Raw genomic sequence first — 15,123 nt, 5'->3', positions numbered from 1 at the left:
GGGATAGTCCCTATTTTTTCGCTTCGACGATCGAACCGATCATTTGAAGAAGCTGCTCAGTCCTGACGGCCGTTGTATGTTTCTCGCGAACGAATTCATAACCTTGCCGGGTAATCTTTGCCCGGATCGCCTCGTTCTTGGGATGCAGGTAAAAATTGATTTTCGCCAGAAAATCCCTTTCCGTAATGGCTACGTAATGGATGCCCGGCGTGAAGCCAAGCTCCTTCAAATCATCGTTTTCCGAAGCCAGCAGCAACGTATGGCAAGCGGGCACTTCAAAATATTTACGCAGCGGATAGTGGTGAATGGAATCGCAGGTCAAGAACATTTTCGCCCGGTTGACCTCAAGCGCAAAGCTTCGTGCCACGAACGCCTGGGCATCGGATTTGAAATCGGCATAGCCGGGATGACTGTGAAACACGAAGCCCGGCCGACGAGACAAAGCTGTTCTCATCTTATTCCGCAATGGATACACTTTCGGGTTCACGGCTCCCATCAGCAAGATTTCGATATTTTTGCGGCGGTGATAATCCCTGAAAATACTGGGTTCCACAAAATGGGGAAGCCAAATTAGATTCCCCTTGAATTCGGGATACCGTTTGCGGAACGAACGGCGGTAAATCGTAAATATATGCGATGACGGGTGACGGAGAAGAAATTCCCGGCGTTTCTCGATTTTGGTATGGATATCATGCATGATCATCCCCCACGGGATGTTCAGTTCCGATAATCCTCGCACCGGAGGACAATACGATGCATGGAACATATCGTTGAACAGAATAAAATCCGGCTTGAAGGGCAGCCGCCGGAGGATCGCCTTCACGTCTCCGCCTTTATGATCCAAAGCCACGTCGGCGTATTTGCGCAGCTCCATTTGCATGTAATGAAAATTCCGCTCCAGGTAACTGCTGAAATCCTTGGTCACGAACAATATTTTTAGGCGCTTCATTCTGTCATTTCCTTTTCTATCTGAAGTCTATCTGCCCTTGTTTAGCAGGAAAACCTGCCCGGGTCACCCCGAGGCAGGTTTTCTCAGCATGACCTAACCCTGTTGGGCAATGCCTGTGAAAGCTTCCGGGCCGTTGCGCACGGCTGTCGTAGCACCGGAAATGAAGGAAGTGTACACGGTTTCCGGGGCAGCAGGAGCAAGCAAGTCGGCAGCCACGAATGCAGTGACTTGCGTCGACGCCGCATCACTGACGACGCTGTCGAGGGTAAAGATGACATTGGCGGGAGCATACGTCGCACCGCGGACGATTTCGATCGTGAATGTGTCGCCGACGTCTCCCAAGATGCCTATAACCCCTTGCAGAATGACGATTGGATTAGGCACGTTTTGCGTCTGCAGACCGATAATCCCGAACAAAGCGGGAGTATCCGTAAGCGGAGTACCGGGAAAGCCGGGCTGGTTGGAGTTGACGGAGCTTCTAGCGTCAAGAAAAACACCCATCTCTTATTCACCACCTTCTTGTAATCTAGTACAGGTTATGATTAAGAAGTGTTTTTCGTATAGACAACTTGCTCAAGATACCCGCTCATTTTAGATTCTATCAAGGCTGATAGACTCAATCTGCGGTTTACGAAGTGGCAATCAGATGCGTCAAAGCCGCCCTGTAGCGGTTTTGGAGATAGACGATTTCCGCCGAAATGGCCGCTTGATGCCGCAGCGTCCCCATCCCCGTATGCCGCCGGTACGAGGTCAATGCAATATTGAGATAAGGAAAAGACGCCCGGGATAGCAGGACCCGGTGCCATAAATCGTAATCATGCGTATAGGGCAGGCCTTCGTCGAACAAGCCGACACGCTCGATCAAGCTGCGACGGATCATCACGGTACAGCCGTTGACCGGATTGCCGCTGTAAAACGTGTTCGCCAACTCCCTCATCCCTAGCGGCGTCATGCCGGCATGGTATTGCGTCGCATGGCCGTGCACGTCGATGTAATTGAAGTTGGTGTGGGAGATCTCCGCGCCTTGCTCCCGCATGAAATGAAGCTGGGTGGTGATTTTGTCCGGGTGGAACAGATCGTCCGAGCTAAGCCAGGCGATGTAATCCCCGGAGGCATGGCGGATCCCGTGATTCAGCGCGGATGCCGTTCCTCCGTTGGCCTTGCCCAAATAGTAAACATGATTCCGGTAAGGGGCTAAACGTTCGGCATGGATGGTTGAACCGTCGTCGACGACGATGATTTCCTTATTCGGATAAGTCTGATCCAAAGCGCTTTGCACGGCTTGCTCGATATAGGGACAGTTGTAAAACGGAATAATAATGCTTACCTTCGGGTTCATGGCGAAAGATTTCCCTCCTTGCGGAAATAGTCCAGAATATCGCGCAGCGATTGTTCCCAGGGAACTGCGGCATGCCACCCCATAGACCATAAGGCCTGCGGCTGTGCGGGGGCAGCGTCGGCCGAAGAGGGCTCCCCTTCTTCAGGGCCGACTCGGACATTCAGATCCGCATCCGTCAGCTTGCCGAATCCGGCCATCAGCTCGGCCAAGCTTCGCTCCCGTCCGGAGCATACCGGATAAACTCCGCCGTCCGCCCCTTTCCTCAGCAGCAGCTCAAAAGCGTCCACCGCATCGCGTACATCCAGAAAATCACGCCGTTCGTTGGCCTTCGTGAGCGAGAAGGCAGGGGGAGATTCCCCGCGTTCCATGCGGACGATATGACGGGCAAGCAGGGAGCAAACACCCGTCGACGGGCCGGATCCGATCAAGTTTCCCGGCTCGGCGATCATGACGCCGAGCCGGAACAGTTGCCCCCAAGCCAGGGCCGCAACCTCCTGAAGGGACTTGCTTAATCCGTAGGGATGAGTGGGGCGGAGCGGGGCATGAAGCCCGAACTTGAGCCGGGAGCCGGCGACCAGCACGCGGGAATCCTTGATTCCGCAAGCGTGCAGCGCGTCAAGCACATGCAGAGTCGTCATCACATTGCTTTCTATATAATAAAGCGGTTCGGACCAGGAATCCGGGACCGAGTTTTTGCCGCCTAAATGCAGCACATACTGCGGCCTTGTCCGGGCGATCATTTCCCTGACCAGCCGTTTGTCCGTCAAATCGCAAACATAACACTCCGTTCCTTCCGCCGCGGGAACCCCGGCTTCGCTTCGCACCGCCGCGATAACGCGATACCCTTTGGCGGCGAAACGACGGCCGGCGTGCCGGCCGACGAAGCCGGCCGCACCCGTGATCAGGACCGTCGCTTCGTCAGCCATGCCGTTTCATCCAATCCGCCATCTCCTCCAACATTTGCCGGAAAGAAGGGAGGGGGACGGCGGCTTCCGTTCGGGTACTTACCAGCGTCCGGTCGATCGCGGGACCGTCGTCCGGCTCGATTTCGACGTTGGTCTTTCCCCAGATTTCACTGAACATCTGCAGCATTTCGTATTTGCTGACGATCTCGGTATGGGCCAGGTGGATCAGCCCGGACACCGGGCGATCCATCAGCGCCTCGACGGCCTTGGCCAGCTGCAGCGTCGTGACGCCGTTCCATTTGACCCGCCGATAACCGCCCACCTTGCCTTCCTGGCTCATGAACCAATGGAACAATCCGATCCCGTCCGGACGAATTTCCGGTCCGATGATCGAAGTGCGGATGGTCAGGTGCCCTTCGTCCCGCACCTCCCCCAACGTTTTGGTGAGCGCATACGTGGTAACCCCGTCAGGTTGGTCGTCCTCCCGGTAGTTGCCGCGGTCTCCCGAAAAGACGCAGTCGGTGCTGATATGAATCAGCTTCGCCTTCACTTTGTCCGCCAGATGCCGCAGGCGATGGGGTAGGAACCCGTTGATATGGTAAGCCATGATTTTGTCCCGATCGGCAAACTGGTTGAGCACTCCCACCGCATTGACGATCAAATCCGGCCGGACGAGCTGTACCGCCTGATCGACGGCAAGCATATCGGTGACGTCGAGGATCAACGACTCCGGGTCGGAGGTATCGCGGGAGGTATAGAACACCTGATGCTTACCCTGTTCGCGAAAGTACCGGACCAGCACATGCCCGGCCATCCCGCTTCCCCCGAGGACCAAGATTTTCATGTAAGGAATCCTCCTCTGGCAAGCAGATCGCGGATCGCTTCCTTGTTCATCAAATGGTGCTCCGAGCTCAGCTCCCCGAAGGAAACACGCGGCAGATTCCCGTACCGCTCCTGCAAGCCCGGTATTTCCAGCGCGGGGAGGATCACCAAATATTCATGGTCGTACACTACGGTCGTACGGCTTTCGTATTCGCTGAGCAGCAGCTCGTGGATCCGTTCCCCGGGGCGAATGCCCGATTCGACGATCGTTACCTCTTGCGTGGCGTAGGCTTCGATGATCACTTCAGCCAGCTCCACGATCCGGCAGGTAGGCATCAGCATCACGAAGATTTCGCCGCCAACGCTTTCCCGCGACGCCTTGAACAGCAATTGGACGGCTTCCGGCATCGTAAAGAAGAAGCGGGTCATCTCCATATCGGTGATCCGGACCTCGTGCTTCTCGCGGACCTGCTGCTTGAACAAGTGGATGACGCTGCCGTTGGTCCCAAGCACATTTCCGCCGCGGATGCACACGAATCGGGTGTCGTTTTGGAGCAGGTTGGCGTAAACGACCAGCTTCTCGCCGATCGCCTTGGTCATCCCGTAAAAATTCGACGGGTTGGCCGCTTTGTCGGTGGAGATGTACATCACTTTCTTGACCTTGTTTTCGATCGCGGCTTCAATAACGTTTTGCGTGCCCAGCACATTCGTCTTCAGCGCCTCGCCGGGCTGCTCCTCGCAAACCGGGACATGCTTCAGGGCCGCAAGATGATAGACGATATCCACGTTCCGGCACGCGGCCATGAGCGCTTCTTTGTCGCGAATGTCGCCGATGCGGAACGTCAGCCGCTTGTCTTCGAAGGTGCGGCTCATCGCGACCTGGGCAGCTTCCCCCCGGGAATATACGATGATCTCCTTCGGCTCCTGGGGCAACAGCTGCCGGATGAGCTCATACCCCCACGACCCCGTCCCCCCGGTAACGAGAATGACTTGATCCTTAAACATTTAGCTTCCCTCCAAGCACAAATTTGACCACCTTTTGCGAAACCTTCTCCTCGAGGTATCCGTCGGGACAAGGCCATGTGCGCTCCATGCCGGCCATCATCTCCGCCGCCCCGGCGATCGCCCCGGCATCGATGCCCGAGACGACATTGCTGCCGCAATCGATCGTTTCGGGCCGTTCGGTGGTCCGGCGAATCGTCACGGTCGGCACCCGCATGATGCAGCACTCCTCCTGCACCGTGCCGCTGTCCGTCAAAGCGCAAAGCGCGTGCTTTTCCAGCTTCACGAAATCGAAAAAACCAAACGGTTCATGGAATTCGACCAAGGGATTCATTTTCAGCTTCAAATCCCGCTCGATCCGGGATTTCGTGCGCGGATGGATGCTGCAGATCAACCGGCGCGAGGAAGCGGCGGCTACCCGGTTCAGTCCCTCCATGATTTCGTGCAGGGACCGGGGCCGATCGACGTTTTCGGCGCGGTGCGCCGTCACGAGGTAATAATCTCCCTCCCGCAAACCCAAACGCTGCAAAATATCGCTGGCGTCGATTTGCCGTTCGTAATGCTTCATGACTTCATAAATCGGATTGCCGGTCAACACGATGCGCCGGCTGGGGACGCCTTCCGCCAGCAAGTGATTTTTGCTTTGCTGGGTATAGGGCATATTGATCGTCGAAACCGCATCGATCACTTTCCGGTTTTTCTCTTCGGGAACCTCCAGATCGAAGCAGCGGTTGCCCGCCTCCATATGGATGACCGGGTACCCGAGCCGTTCGGCCAGGACGGCGCACAGCGCGCTGTTCGTATCTCCCAGCAGCAACACGCGGTCCGGGCGCTCCTGGTCCAAAATGCGTTCCATTTGGGCAAACATGGCGGAAAGCTGCCCGCCGAGCGTCATTTGATGGTCCTGAAACACATAATCCGGCTGCCTGACGCCAAGCTCCTGAAAAAATACGTCGCTGAGGCTGGCCGTGAAGTTTTGTCCCGTATGGACCAGCACATGCTTGTCGGCCCACCGGTCTAGCAAAGGTATGATCAGGCTCAGACGGATGATCTCCGGCCTGGTCCCCAGTATCGTCATGATTTTCAATGTCTCATCTCCTTGCAGCCTTACGGCGTTTTCGTGTTCGTCGGGAGCCGGTACTCGCCAGCCGCCGCCGGAGAGCAGGGCGCCGGACCGATTTGCGCCGCCGCTTCAAGCCGCGGGCATGGGATCTCTTGCCGGCTCGAGCTTTGCTGCGGCGTTGTCTCGCCGCCCGCCTAGGGCGCGATGCTTTATCGCCCGGGGAAGCCGGTGCCGCGGCGGCCGGCAATTCCGCAACGGAGCGGAAATCCGCCTCCGCCGCGGGCGGATTAGCCGGTTCGGGCAGCGCCACGATGCTCCCCGCCAGCCCCTGCATGCGTTCAACAAGCCCGAGCAGGCGCTGCTCGTAAACCGCCGGGCCGAACAAGGCCTCCGCCTGCAGTTGGTTGTTTACCCCCACGCCGTTCGCCAGCTCCGGCAAGGACAACAGCTCGGCGCATCTTGCCGCGATCCCGGCGGTATCCCGCGTCGGGACCAAATAGTGCGCGTTCCCCGTCGCTTCCAATATTTCGCGCAGTCCCCCCGAGGCATAGGCGACCACCGGTTTGCCGGTCACCATCGCCTCCAGCGCGGTGAGTCCGAATCCCTCCGGCAAAATTCCCGGGATAATCACGATATCCATCGCGCAGAAAGCCGCTTCGACATGGTCTTCGAAGTTGGCGAAGATAAAGCGTTCCTTGTAGGGAGACGCTTGAACCATCCGCTGGAGATCGCGGTAATATTCGTGATGGATTTCCGCGCCTATCACAACGAACCGCGTCTCCTTGAATGGCTCCGCCAGCTTCAGCGCCGCTTCGAGAAAATGATCGGCTCCCTTCTCCGGGATGAGATAGGAGGAAATATACCCGACCAGCGTCTCGGAAGGCTTGACGTTCCACAGTTTCCTTTTGTGCCGGCGCAGCGCCGGCCACGACTCGGGATGCATATCTTCGGGATTCCAAGAAGGATACAGCAGAACCGTCTTGCCTTCGGCCGGGCTTCCCTGAAAAGGGCTTAACACCGAATGGGAGATCCCGATGATCAAGTCGCCGTATCTGTCGACGATTTCGACGGCCCCCGGGGTAAAGTCGTTGTCCGCGATGACTTCGGTAATCTGCCAGACGACCGGAATGCCCAGCTGTTTGGCCGCAATGGCCGGCGAGACGTTCACGCTGGAATTCACGAAGACGGCATCGGGGCGCTCCCGGGACAGCAGTTCCGTCGTGATCCGCACCGCCTCGCTCCGGGTGACGGCAGTAAAATCGTTCGAAAGTCCGGCGTACGGGGAGCACATGCCGTATAGCAATTCATTTCCGCAGACCAAGGTGCGGATTCCGTATCGCTTTGCCAGCACCGTCAGGCTCCCTTGCCGGGGGACCACGATCGTGCAGTCGTAATGGGCCGTCAGCCTTCTCGCGCAAAATAGCAGCAGCTTTTCGGCACCTGTCACATTTCTCGTGTTGCACACGTGCGAAAACAACATCAGCTTCTTTCTACCCGGCACCATTGCCCTCTCCTTCGCTTGATATGATACTGTCCGCTATCGGGCCCTCCGCTTTCTTTCGCACGTCAGCCGAAGATCACGTTCAACAGCTCATTCAGCCGATTGCCGTAGGTGTGGTCCCGAAGGGTCCGTTCCAGCGCGCGCAGCGCAATCTCTCTTCTTTCCTTCTCGTGGGTCAGGTAGAAGCGCGTCTTGTCGACCAGTTCTTCCGGCGTGGAAAAGGTCTCGATCTCTTCCCCCGGCGTATAAAAAGAAGCGAGGTCATCGCGCGCATCCACCAGCTGCAGCGTGGCGCACGCCGATATTTCAAAGGTCCGGGGGTTGGGAGAAGCCGCAAGGATACCGGCCCCGTTGTTGTTGACGTCCCCATCTAACGGAGAGCGATGGAGGTTTATAATGACCTTCGAGCCGCTGTAAACCTCGGCCGTCTCCACCGGTCCCATCCATTTGCCAAGCTCGATCCGGTCCGCATAGATCGGAAATTCCGGCAGGCGATCCCACCAGATGCCGTTGATCAGCAGCCCTTGCTCCATGAGCGGGGCCATGACCGGACGCAGATAATGCACTCGGTTCCAGTAGGCCGAGCCGATAAAGCTTAGCGTCCTGCGGACCTTGGATTGTATCAGCGTCGGACGGTAATGCTCCGGATAAGCGGCGAAGGGCAAATAGTGGACATGACTGCAACCGGCCGCGAGATAAGGCTCGATGCAATTCCGCTCCAGCGTGAATACATAATCGTAATGGGGCGAAAGGGGAACCGTTATATCCGTGTAATAGGGATCGTCCGTGAACCATACGGCGGTCGGTATGCCCATGGCCCGCACGGCGTCGACGTAATCCGCCGGCAGCTCCAAACCGTCAAGCGCCAATAAGAGATCCGGTTTATGACGCGCCGCCAGCTCCGGAATCGGATCGTGCGGTACGGCGGCAATCAACTCGGTCGTTAAGGTGCGAAGCGTCGTCATGACGGCTTCATCGAGCGGGGCATAAGGGAAACCTTTTCCCGAGCCTACGTAAAGCACCTTCAGATTCCGAACCGGAAACGCCGGCCGTTCGCGGTTTACGATGACGTTGGCCCTCCCTCTCAGATACCCCTCGTCATGCCCGTCGCGAAGTCCATCGGCTCTGCCGCGCTCCGTCGGGGTAAGCATTTCTTGATGCACCATCGCTGCCGCTTCCTCTGTGATCATACTGTCACTCCTTTTGTCATAGTTCGAAGCTAACTCTTCACCATCATTTCCAGCAATCTGGCAACGCGATCCGCATAGGTATGCACCGACCGCGTCGTCCAAAGAGAGCGCCAGGCAATGAGCCGCCGCTCCTCCTCATGTTCCAGGTAATACCGGATTTTGGACTCCAGCTCCTCGATGTCCTGGAACGTTTCGATGTCGTATCCGGGATGGTAGTAGGCAACCAAATCCTTGCGGACATCGGTAAGTTGGAATGCGCCGCAGCCGGCGATCTCATAGGTCCGGGGATTGATCGATCCCCCGGGCGTATCGCGGCCGTTCCGGTTGTCTTGACCCGCCTGCGTGGGGCGGTGGATGTTCAGCACGATCTTGGAGGAGTTGTAATAATTGACCGTTTCCTCTGCGGGAACCCAGCCCTGCCGGATAAATGGCGAATACTGCTCGAAGTGAGGCAATCGTTCCCAATGCCCTCCGGCGATCAGCACTCGTTTGTCCTCCAGAAAGGAGACCAAACGTTCAAACAAATCCACCCGGTTCCAAAAGGCATTGCCGATGAAACACACATCGTACCGGTACTCCGGCTTCGCCGGAACGGGACGGAACACATGCGGATTGGCGGCAAGCGGGAGATGGTACACTTCCGGGCATCCGATGGAACGGTACAGGGGCACGCATTCGATTTCGTGCGTGAATACCACGTCGTAGCAGGGGGCCAGCGGTATCGTATCATCGGTAAAATACGGGTCGTCGACAAACCATACGGCCGTCCGGATGCCCATCTCCCGGATTCGTTCTACCTGCGAGGCATGGCCTTCCGGAAACACATGAAGCGAATTCATCACCAGCACCAGATCGGGACGGTGGAGCTCCGCCTCCTGCAGCATCGTATCCGGCGAGGCTACGATGCAGGCGTCCGTCAGCTCCGCAAGCGCGTATTCGACCCCTGCATCGATCGCGTCAAACCCCTGCGGGACGTACAGCACCCGCAAGTTTCGTTTCGGACGGGAGGGGAGCGGAACCCGTTCGAGCACGGCCCGGCAACCGCCGTAGCGCCGTCCCTCGTCGTACCCGGCCTTATAAGCTTCGCTGTAGCGATTTTCCTCATCTCTCTTCAAGTTCTTCATCCTATCTTCGTGGATTCTATCTTTGCGGATTTCCTGGGTCTTAATAAATATATGCCGAGGGGACACGTGCATCATGGACGACTACCCGCCCGCCTGATAAATTGGCGAATGCCGTTACGAGACGGCAGCCCGTGCCCAAATCCGCCATCGCGGCACCCGAGCGACGCAAAAAACCGCCGCCGGTATGTCCGGCGGCGGTTCGTCGCTTGCTAGATTTGCTCTTTGTAGGCCAGCTTATGGCCATCCTCGTAACCTTGGGAAAACCCGCTGTTGAAGCCTTCCTGATAAGCATCGTTGTAAGCCTGATCATAGGCGGCCGGGTCCTCGGCCACCTGGATCGGCGCCGCTTCGGCTACGGGAGCCGGTGCTGCGGGAACCGGCACGATCACGCGCCGGAGTCTGAGTCTTCTTTTGCGGCGGCGCGGGCGCAGCTTCCGCACGATTTTGCTCCGTTTACGGCGGACGATGCCCGTTTTACGCCCTCGTTTCAGGGACAGTTTCCGCTTCTTGCCTGACCGCACCTTGCGCAGGGTGCGCGATTTCACCCGGCGGGTGCGCCGGAGTTTCGTTTTGGCCATCACTTAATCCTCCTGTTCTCCTCGGGCGGCGTCGTATGCGTCATAACAAGCGTCCATAATCCAGGGCGACGAAGGAGTTCCATAATGAATGCGATGAAAAGTTAACCCGCAGACGGTGCGGGCCATCGCTTCCTGATATTTCGTCAACTTTTCGATATTGCCCGCAAGCTGCCTGGCCGTTTCTCCGGACAGTTCGGTCACGTCGGCCAGGCTGCCGAGAATCCGCGCCATTGCCTGCTGGCTTTGGCTGATCGAATCGATAAGCCGGAGTTTGGCTTCTTCGCCGGCTTGGAGAGGCATCGTCATTTGCTTGAATCCTCCAGATCAAAACCTCCGCCGCCGAATAATCCGCCAAACCCGCCGTCCAGTCCGCCGAGCCCGCCATCGCCGCCGGCTTCCTCCTCCTCGGTCGACAGCACCGTTTTCAGGTTGCTGCACAATCCGTTTTGCAGCTTGGTCAAGCCTTCGACGACCTCCACGAGCTGTTCGTGAACGTCCAGCGGGTCAGACAGCTGTTTTTCATGATCCTCGAAACCGCTCTCCAGCACATGATTCAATATCCAGTTGCGCACCTTCTCGGATTCGACCGCCTTCGCCTCCAGTATCATCGCAACGTTCCACTGGATTTGGGCAGCCGCATCCAACATGCGCAAATAAGCCTGCTCCCTGCTCATGGCATCATACCCCGCTTCCGAAGGTTCACTCTTCTTCGTGGCCTTTCAATTCCTTCATGACTAAGCCCAAATTTTCCGCCATCGCCTCCTGAAGGTCGGCTATGGCATTTAAATAGGAGATCACGCTTTTGTTGATCCGGCCCGTATTCTCCAAGATGCCGGGCATTCCTTCAAACGCGGGCCCGGCGTCGGGAATGGCGTGAACGATCTGCGCCATGCGCACGGCGACCTGCCGCTCGGCGTCAAGCACCCGCGCCATCTGCTGGTGGGAGTGGGCCATGTGGACGATGATCTCCGTAATTTTTTGCTCCACCCTGATTCCTCCTAAATAGGGGCACTCCGCTCTGGCGCTATAGCCAAGAACCTGCCCGACTGATGCCCTGCAATAGCATATGCCGCTGCGGATGAGCGCGTTCCAAGCGCGGACCGCCTATAAATCATCGTTCAGCAATCGCGGAGGGGGCAAAATAGGCAAGCCCTCCGGATATGCCGAAAGTACGCCTTCCGGCACCGCTTCCTCCGAAGCCGCGAGCCCCCACGTCCCCAGCGCGTACTCGGACACGATCTCCCGGCGGAGCCCCCGGTCGATTTGGTACAACCGCCCGTCGCTGCCGCGAACGACGGCCCCGTCAGTCAGGCCGGAGCCGGGCCGAACGGGAAGTCCTCCTTGCGAGCGGACCGGACCCTGCGGCAACTGGAGCAAATCCAGCACCGACAGGCGCGTCGCCGGTAACGGAAACCCGGTTGCGCCGGTATCGCTTCCCGCCTGCCCCGCGTCCGGGGAAACCGGGTGCCGAATGCCTTGCTCCAGCCAATACACCGTCGACGACCAGCCTTTGACCAAGACATGGGTCGGGAAGAAATCGGCCGACCGCAGCGCACCTCCCGTTCGCCAACCGGCCGACCGCGGATACAGGCCCTGCAATTCCCCCCACTTTTCGCGGAAAAAGTCGTGGTTTCGGGCATTCACGTCGGTAAAGCCTTGCTGTCCAAGCCCCTTCATCGTCATGCTGCCATAGTGATGGACGAAGGTGTCCCCGGCGATAACCATCCGTTTCCCCTGAAGCCGCAGGCGGGCGACCCAGTCGTCGTCCTCGTAATTGCCGATTTCGTAACCTTCGTCGAAATAACCGATTTGCTCGAACGTGCTGCGCGGAAACGCAACGCAAAAGCCGACCAGCCGATCGGTCATCCGCCATTTCCGGGGATCCGCTGCATTATGCGCGGCGGCGAAGGCCGGCATCTCCGCGACGTTCTCGTAAGGCACGTCGATCAGTTGCTCGCCGCTGATATAATTCGTCACCGGACCCGCCGCTGCGGCATCCGGAAATCCCCGCAAGCAGTTCAGCAGTTGGTCGAGCCAACGTTCCGTCACCAGCACATCATTGTTCAGCAGTACGATCGTATGTCCTTTGGCCATCATTAACCCGGAATTGATCGCCCGGGCAAATCCCAGATTCCGCGGATGTACCGTCAGGCGAATCCGGCCGCGCCTCCGCCGCACCTCCTCCGCCGTTCCGTCCTCCGAGCCGTTGTCGACGACGATGATCTCGTAGGGCAACGAAGTATGGGCCTCGATGCTGTCCAGGCATTCGAGCAGCAGGGCCTTTCGATTATAGGTCGGAATGATGATGCTCGTTCCCTCAAGGCCGGCGCCGAACGTCCGGAGGCCTTCCCGGACGCCATGGTCGTAACCGTCGGCATACCCTCGTTCGAACAGCAAGCGGGAACGTTCCTGCCGGACGGGGGGAACGGACGGCGGAACGCTCCGGCGTTGCGATGTTGCTGTTAGCTTCCTTTCCATTTGCATCATATTACACCTCCCCGACCAGCGGCAGAACCGCTTCTCCTAGAATCAGCTTATTGGCCAGATGGCCCAGATCCAGCGTTACCTTGCCTAGTTCCCGGGCCAGGCGAGCGCAGATCATTACTGCACCCACGCCGGCCGAAACCAGCGCAAGATCGAAATCGCGGTATTCGCGGGCCCGTTCCAGGATCGCCGGCACGTCGGCCACGCCCTGAACTGGAGCCAGCCAGCCGGCAACCGGCATTCCGCGCTGCATGAAGAATTCCGCAAGCTCCTGCGCCTGATTGCCGATCAGCAGCAGGCGGCGGCCCTTCAGCAGTCTAGCCAGGTACCCGCCGTCGTTCAGTTCGTAATTGACGGTCGAGGTAGTCAGGCGCAGCCCGCGGTAATCGATCCCGAAGTGCCGCAGCACCGGGAACAGCAGCCCTTGATAGGACGGATGCCGGGATTCCGGCACCCCGACGATATCGGCCGCGCACACGGCGTCCGCCAAGGCCTCGCGGGCGCCCGCATCCGGCAGCTGCACGCCCGCGTAAGGCAAAAACGCGCCCCAGCGCATCGCCTCCTCCGCGGGCAATACCGTGCCGTGCGCCAGCGTGAGCAGTTCCCCGTCGCCGAGGCGGACGATGGACATCGGGCGGCCCTCCCGCAGCGCTTCGGCGGCCGCTGCATACACGGCCTCCGGCGTGAGCAGCGGGTGCAGCAGCCCGGAGACGGAACGGAAGCCGGCGGCGATCACATCGTCGACGGTCAGCTCGGGCAGCAGCATGTGGCGGGGAATCAATCGGCCCAACTTAGCCTCTCCGCCGTCGAACATGCCCTCCCGGCGGCCTTCCTCATACGCGGCGGCTCGTACGCCCTCCACCGCCGCCGCATCCCAAACGGCCGCGGGTATTTCTGCCGCATCCGGCATGAAGACATTGGCCGGGGCGGCCTGATCGGATGCGGGCAGGGGCTGCGGAGGCGGAGGCGGCGCAAATCCGGGCGGATTCGTTGCCGTCGCCGCTCCTCGGCCGCCCTTCCGCCGGCGCGGGACCGCGGGCGGGCGAAGACGGCGCTTCATCCGCTTGGAGGCAGCGCCTCCGCCTTTCATCCGGAGGACTGCCTTGCGCGGCCTCCGCCCGGCCGGACGTCCGGCCCCCGACGCCGCCCCGAACGCGCCCGGCTTACGCCGGGATCGTCGGGACGTGCCGGATTTATGTCCGTATCTCGCCATGTCCCGCTCCTCCTTTCCACAAAACTCGGAACGTTTAGAGGTTGTTCAAAAAGTCGTCTTTCCATGACGAAGCAATTCCTAAAGTGGATTCGACGTCGAATCTTGAATTCAGCCGGGACTTCCGTTGCTCACGTAGATCTGTCTACGCTCCGCTACTCATTCCCTAGCTTCATCCAACCTTCTCGGTCCTGAAATTCCGACTTTTTGAACACGCACGTTTAGGGAAGTACGCCTTTCATGTGATTGACGGCCTCCTGCAGCGATTCCAAGGTGCCGGCATCCCCCCACCAAAGCTTGAGCACGTCGAACTCCAGCTTGCCGTCCTCGGCATAGCGGTTATTCACGTCCGTGATCTCCAGCTCCCCGCGGGCGGAACGGCTGATGCTGCGGATCATGCCGAATACGGCGTCATCGTACATGTAAATGCCGGTAACCGAGTATCTCGACTTCGGTTTTTGCGGTTTCTCCTCGATATAAGCGATAAGGTTCGGATCCTCGGTATCGAATACCGGCACGCCGTACCGCCGCGGATCGTCCACCGGCTTCAGCATGACTCGGGCGCTTCCCGGCGGCTGCTGTTCAAACTTTTCCACATAAGGGGTCAAGTCGTCCAAAAACAAATTGTCGCCGAGCAATACGACGAACTTCTCGCCGGACGGAATAAACCCTTCGGCAAGCTCCAGCGCCTCGGCAATCCCGCCGGCCGACTCCTGGACGCGATACGTGAGATTTACGCCGAAATTTTCGCCGCTCCCGAGGAAATCCGCGTACAATCCGGCGGACTGCTTGCCGATGACGATGAGGATGTCGGTGATTCCGGCTTGACGCAGCCGTTCTATGCCGTAACAGACCATCGGATGGCTCCCGACCGGAAGCAGGTGCTTGTTGATTAATCGGGTCAGCGGGTATAGACGCGTTCCGGTGCCCCCCGCCAAAATCACACCTTTCATGAA

At 58.6% G+C, this 15,123-nt stretch carries 17 protein-coding genes; all 17 read right to left on the bottom strand.

The annotated features are described in order from the left end of the window. Nucleotides 1–10: 10 nt before the first annotated feature. Nucleotides 11–949, bottom strand: a complete 939-nt coding sequence (locus ACQ4N8_RS13200) for a glycosyltransferase family protein (RefSeq protein WP_430704836.1) — start codon at nucleotides 947–949, stop codon at nucleotides 11–13. Between the two features lie 93 nt (nucleotides 950–1,042). After that, nucleotides 1,043–1,450 carry a hypothetical protein gene (locus ACQ4N8_RS13195; RefSeq protein ID WP_430704835.1) on the bottom strand — a complete coding sequence of 136 codons (408 nt, stop codon included), beginning with the start codon at nucleotides 1,448–1,450 and terminating at the stop codon, nucleotides 1,043–1,045. 127 nt (nucleotides 1,451–1,577) lie between these two features. Continuing rightward, nucleotides 1,578–2,288 (bottom strand): glycosyltransferase, encoded by a 711-nt coding sequence (locus ACQ4N8_RS13190; RefSeq protein WP_430704834.1) that lies wholly within the window; start codon nucleotides 2,286–2,288, stop codon nucleotides 1,578–1,580. Continuing rightward, complete coding sequence (locus ACQ4N8_RS13185; protein ID WP_430704833.1) at nucleotides 2,285–3,214, bottom strand: NAD-dependent epimerase/dehydratase family protein; 930 nt, start codon at nucleotides 3,212–3,214, stop codon at nucleotides 2,285–2,287. Before ACQ4N8_RS13185 ends, ACQ4N8_RS13190 begins: the two co-directional genes overlap by 4 nt. Next, nucleotides 3,207–4,037, bottom strand: a complete 831-nt coding sequence (locus tag ACQ4N8_RS13180; RefSeq protein WP_430704832.1) for a dTDP-4-dehydrorhamnose reductase family protein — start codon at nucleotides 4,035–4,037, stop codon at nucleotides 3,207–3,209. Before ACQ4N8_RS13180 ends, ACQ4N8_RS13185 begins: the two co-directional genes overlap by 8 nt. Continuing rightward, nucleotides 4,034–5,020, bottom strand: coding sequence for a polysaccharide biosynthesis protein (locus tag ACQ4N8_RS13175; protein ID WP_430704831.1), 987 nt, complete (start codon nucleotides 5,018–5,020; stop codon nucleotides 4,034–4,036). Before ACQ4N8_RS13175 ends, ACQ4N8_RS13180 begins: the two co-directional genes overlap by 4 nt. Further along, complete coding sequence (gene wecB / locus ACQ4N8_RS13170; RefSeq protein ID WP_430704830.1) at nucleotides 5,013–6,104, bottom strand: non-hydrolyzing UDP-N-acetylglucosamine 2-epimerase; 1,092 nt, start codon at nucleotides 6,102–6,104, stop codon at nucleotides 5,013–5,015. The genes ACQ4N8_RS13175 and wecB overlap by 8 nt, the downstream gene beginning before the upstream one ends. Nucleotides 6,105–6,108: 4 nt before the next feature. After that, on the bottom strand, nucleotides 6,109–7,584 hold the full coding sequence (locus tag ACQ4N8_RS13165; RefSeq protein ID WP_430704829.1) for a glycosyltransferase family 4 protein: 1,476 nt from the start codon (nucleotides 7,582–7,584) through the stop codon (nucleotides 6,109–6,111). Nucleotides 7,585–7,646: 62 nt separating this feature from the next. Further along, nucleotides 7,647–8,771: a CgeB family protein gene (locus tag ACQ4N8_RS13160; RefSeq protein WP_430704828.1), complete on the bottom strand. Its 1,125-nt coding sequence runs from the start codon at nucleotides 8,769–8,771 to the stop codon at nucleotides 7,647–7,649. 29 nt (nucleotides 8,772–8,800) lie between these two features. Continuing rightward, nucleotides 8,801–9,895 (bottom strand): CgeB family protein, encoded by a 1,095-nt coding sequence (locus tag ACQ4N8_RS13155; RefSeq protein WP_430704827.1) that lies wholly within the window; start codon nucleotides 9,893–9,895, stop codon nucleotides 8,801–8,803. 209 nt (nucleotides 9,896–10,104) lie between these two features. Next, complete coding sequence (locus tag ACQ4N8_RS13150; protein WP_430704826.1) at nucleotides 10,105–10,473, bottom strand: hypothetical protein; 369 nt, start codon at nucleotides 10,471–10,473, stop codon at nucleotides 10,105–10,107. A gap of 3 nt (nucleotides 10,474–10,476) precedes the next feature. Beyond that, nucleotides 10,477–10,779 (bottom strand): hypothetical protein, encoded by a 303-nt coding sequence (locus ACQ4N8_RS13145; RefSeq protein WP_430704825.1) that lies wholly within the window; start codon nucleotides 10,777–10,779, stop codon nucleotides 10,477–10,479. Then, entirely contained in the window at nucleotides 10,776–11,147 is a 372-nt protein-coding gene (locus ACQ4N8_RS13140; protein WP_430704824.1) for a restriction endonuclease subunit S, read from the bottom strand. Before ACQ4N8_RS13140 ends, ACQ4N8_RS13145 begins: the two co-directional genes overlap by 4 nt. Nucleotides 11,148–11,172: 25 nt before the next feature. Then, the gene (locus ACQ4N8_RS13135; RefSeq protein ID WP_430704823.1) at nucleotides 11,173–11,460 is read right to left on the bottom strand and encodes a nucleoside-diphosphate sugar epimerase; all 288 of its coding nucleotides are present in this window, start codon (nucleotides 11,458–11,460) and stop codon (nucleotides 11,173–11,175) included. 117 nt (nucleotides 11,461–11,577) lie between these two features. Next, nucleotides 11,578–12,957, bottom strand: coding sequence for a glycosyltransferase family 2 protein (locus ACQ4N8_RS13130; RefSeq protein WP_430704822.1), 1,380 nt, complete (start codon nucleotides 12,955–12,957; stop codon nucleotides 11,578–11,580). Between the two features lie 4 nt (nucleotides 12,958–12,961). Beyond that, nucleotides 12,962–14,170, bottom strand: a complete 1,209-nt coding sequence (locus ACQ4N8_RS13125) for a GT-D fold domain-containing glycosyltransferase (protein ID WP_430704821.1) — start codon at nucleotides 14,168–14,170, stop codon at nucleotides 12,962–12,964. Between the two features lie 218 nt (nucleotides 14,171–14,388). Continuing rightward, a complete protein-coding gene (locus ACQ4N8_RS13120) occupies nucleotides 14,389–15,120 on the bottom strand; it encodes a sugar phosphate nucleotidyltransferase (protein WP_430704820.1) in 732 nt (243 codons plus the stop codon). Nucleotides 15,121–15,123: the final 3 nt, after the last annotated feature.

This window comes from Paenibacillus macerans (assembly GCF_050565405.1).
GTDB classification, from domain to species: domain Bacteria; phylum Bacillota; class Bacilli; order Paenibacillales; family Paenibacillaceae; genus Fontibacillus; species Fontibacillus macerans_B.
This window is presented reverse-complemented; position numbering and strand designations above follow the sequence as displayed.

Excerpts from the sequence above, each read along its gene's own strand:
- ACQ4N8_RS13190 (WP_430704834.1), bottom strand. The coding sequence starts at position 2,288 with ATGAACCCGAAGGTAAGCATTATTATTCCGTTTTACAACTGTCCCTAT.
- ACQ4N8_RS13160 (WP_430704828.1), bottom strand. The coding sequence starts at position 8,771 with ATGATCACAGAGGAAGCGGCAGCGATGGTGCATCAAGAAATGCTTACC.
- ACQ4N8_RS13140 (WP_430704824.1), bottom strand. The coding sequence starts at position 11,147 with ATGAGCAGGGAGCAGGCTTATTTGCGCATGTTGGATGCGGCTGCCCAA.
- ACQ4N8_RS13130 (WP_430704822.1), bottom strand. The coding sequence starts at position 12,957 with ATGCAAATGGAAAGGAAGCTAACAGCAACATCGCAACGCCGGAGCGTT.
- ACQ4N8_RS13175 (WP_430704831.1), bottom strand. The coding sequence starts at position 5,020 with ATGTTTAAGGATCAAGTCATTCTCGTTACCGGGGGGACGGGGTCGTGG.
- ACQ4N8_RS13145 (WP_430704825.1), bottom strand. The coding sequence starts at position 10,779 with ATGACGATGCCTCTCCAAGCCGGCGAAGAAGCCAAACTCCGGCTTATC.
- ACQ4N8_RS13180 (WP_430704832.1), bottom strand. The coding sequence starts at position 4,037 with ATGAAAATCTTGGTCCTCGGGGGAAGCGGGATGGCCGGGCATGTGCTG.
- ACQ4N8_RS13165 (WP_430704829.1), bottom strand. The coding sequence starts at position 7,584 with ATGGTGCCGGGTAGAAAGAAGCTGATGTTGTTTTCGCACGTGTGCAAC.
- ACQ4N8_RS13200 (WP_430704836.1), bottom strand. The coding sequence starts at position 949 with ATGAAGCGCCTAAAAATATTGTTCGTGACCAAGGATTTCAGCAGTTAC.
- ACQ4N8_RS13125 (WP_430704821.1), bottom strand. The coding sequence starts at position 14,170 with ATGGCGAGATACGGACATAAATCCGGCACGTCCCGACGATCCCGGCGT.
- ACQ4N8_RS13120 (WP_430704820.1), bottom strand. The coding sequence starts at position 15,120 with ATGAAAGGTGTGATTTTGGCGGGGGGCACCGGAACGCGTCTATACCCG.
- ACQ4N8_RS13150 (WP_430704826.1), bottom strand. The coding sequence starts at position 10,473 with ATGGCCAAAACGAAACTCCGGCGCACCCGCCGGGTGAAATCGCGCACC.
- ACQ4N8_RS13195 (WP_430704835.1), bottom strand. The coding sequence starts at position 1,450 with ATGGGTGTTTTTCTTGACGCTAGAAGCTCCGTCAACTCCAACCAGCCC.
- ACQ4N8_RS13155 (WP_430704827.1), bottom strand. The coding sequence starts at position 9,895 with ATGAAGAACTTGAAGAGAGATGAGGAAAATCGCTACAGCGAAGCTTAT.
- ACQ4N8_RS13185 (WP_430704833.1), bottom strand. The coding sequence starts at position 3,214 with ATGGCTGACGAAGCGACGGTCCTGATCACGGGTGCGGCCGGCTTCGTC.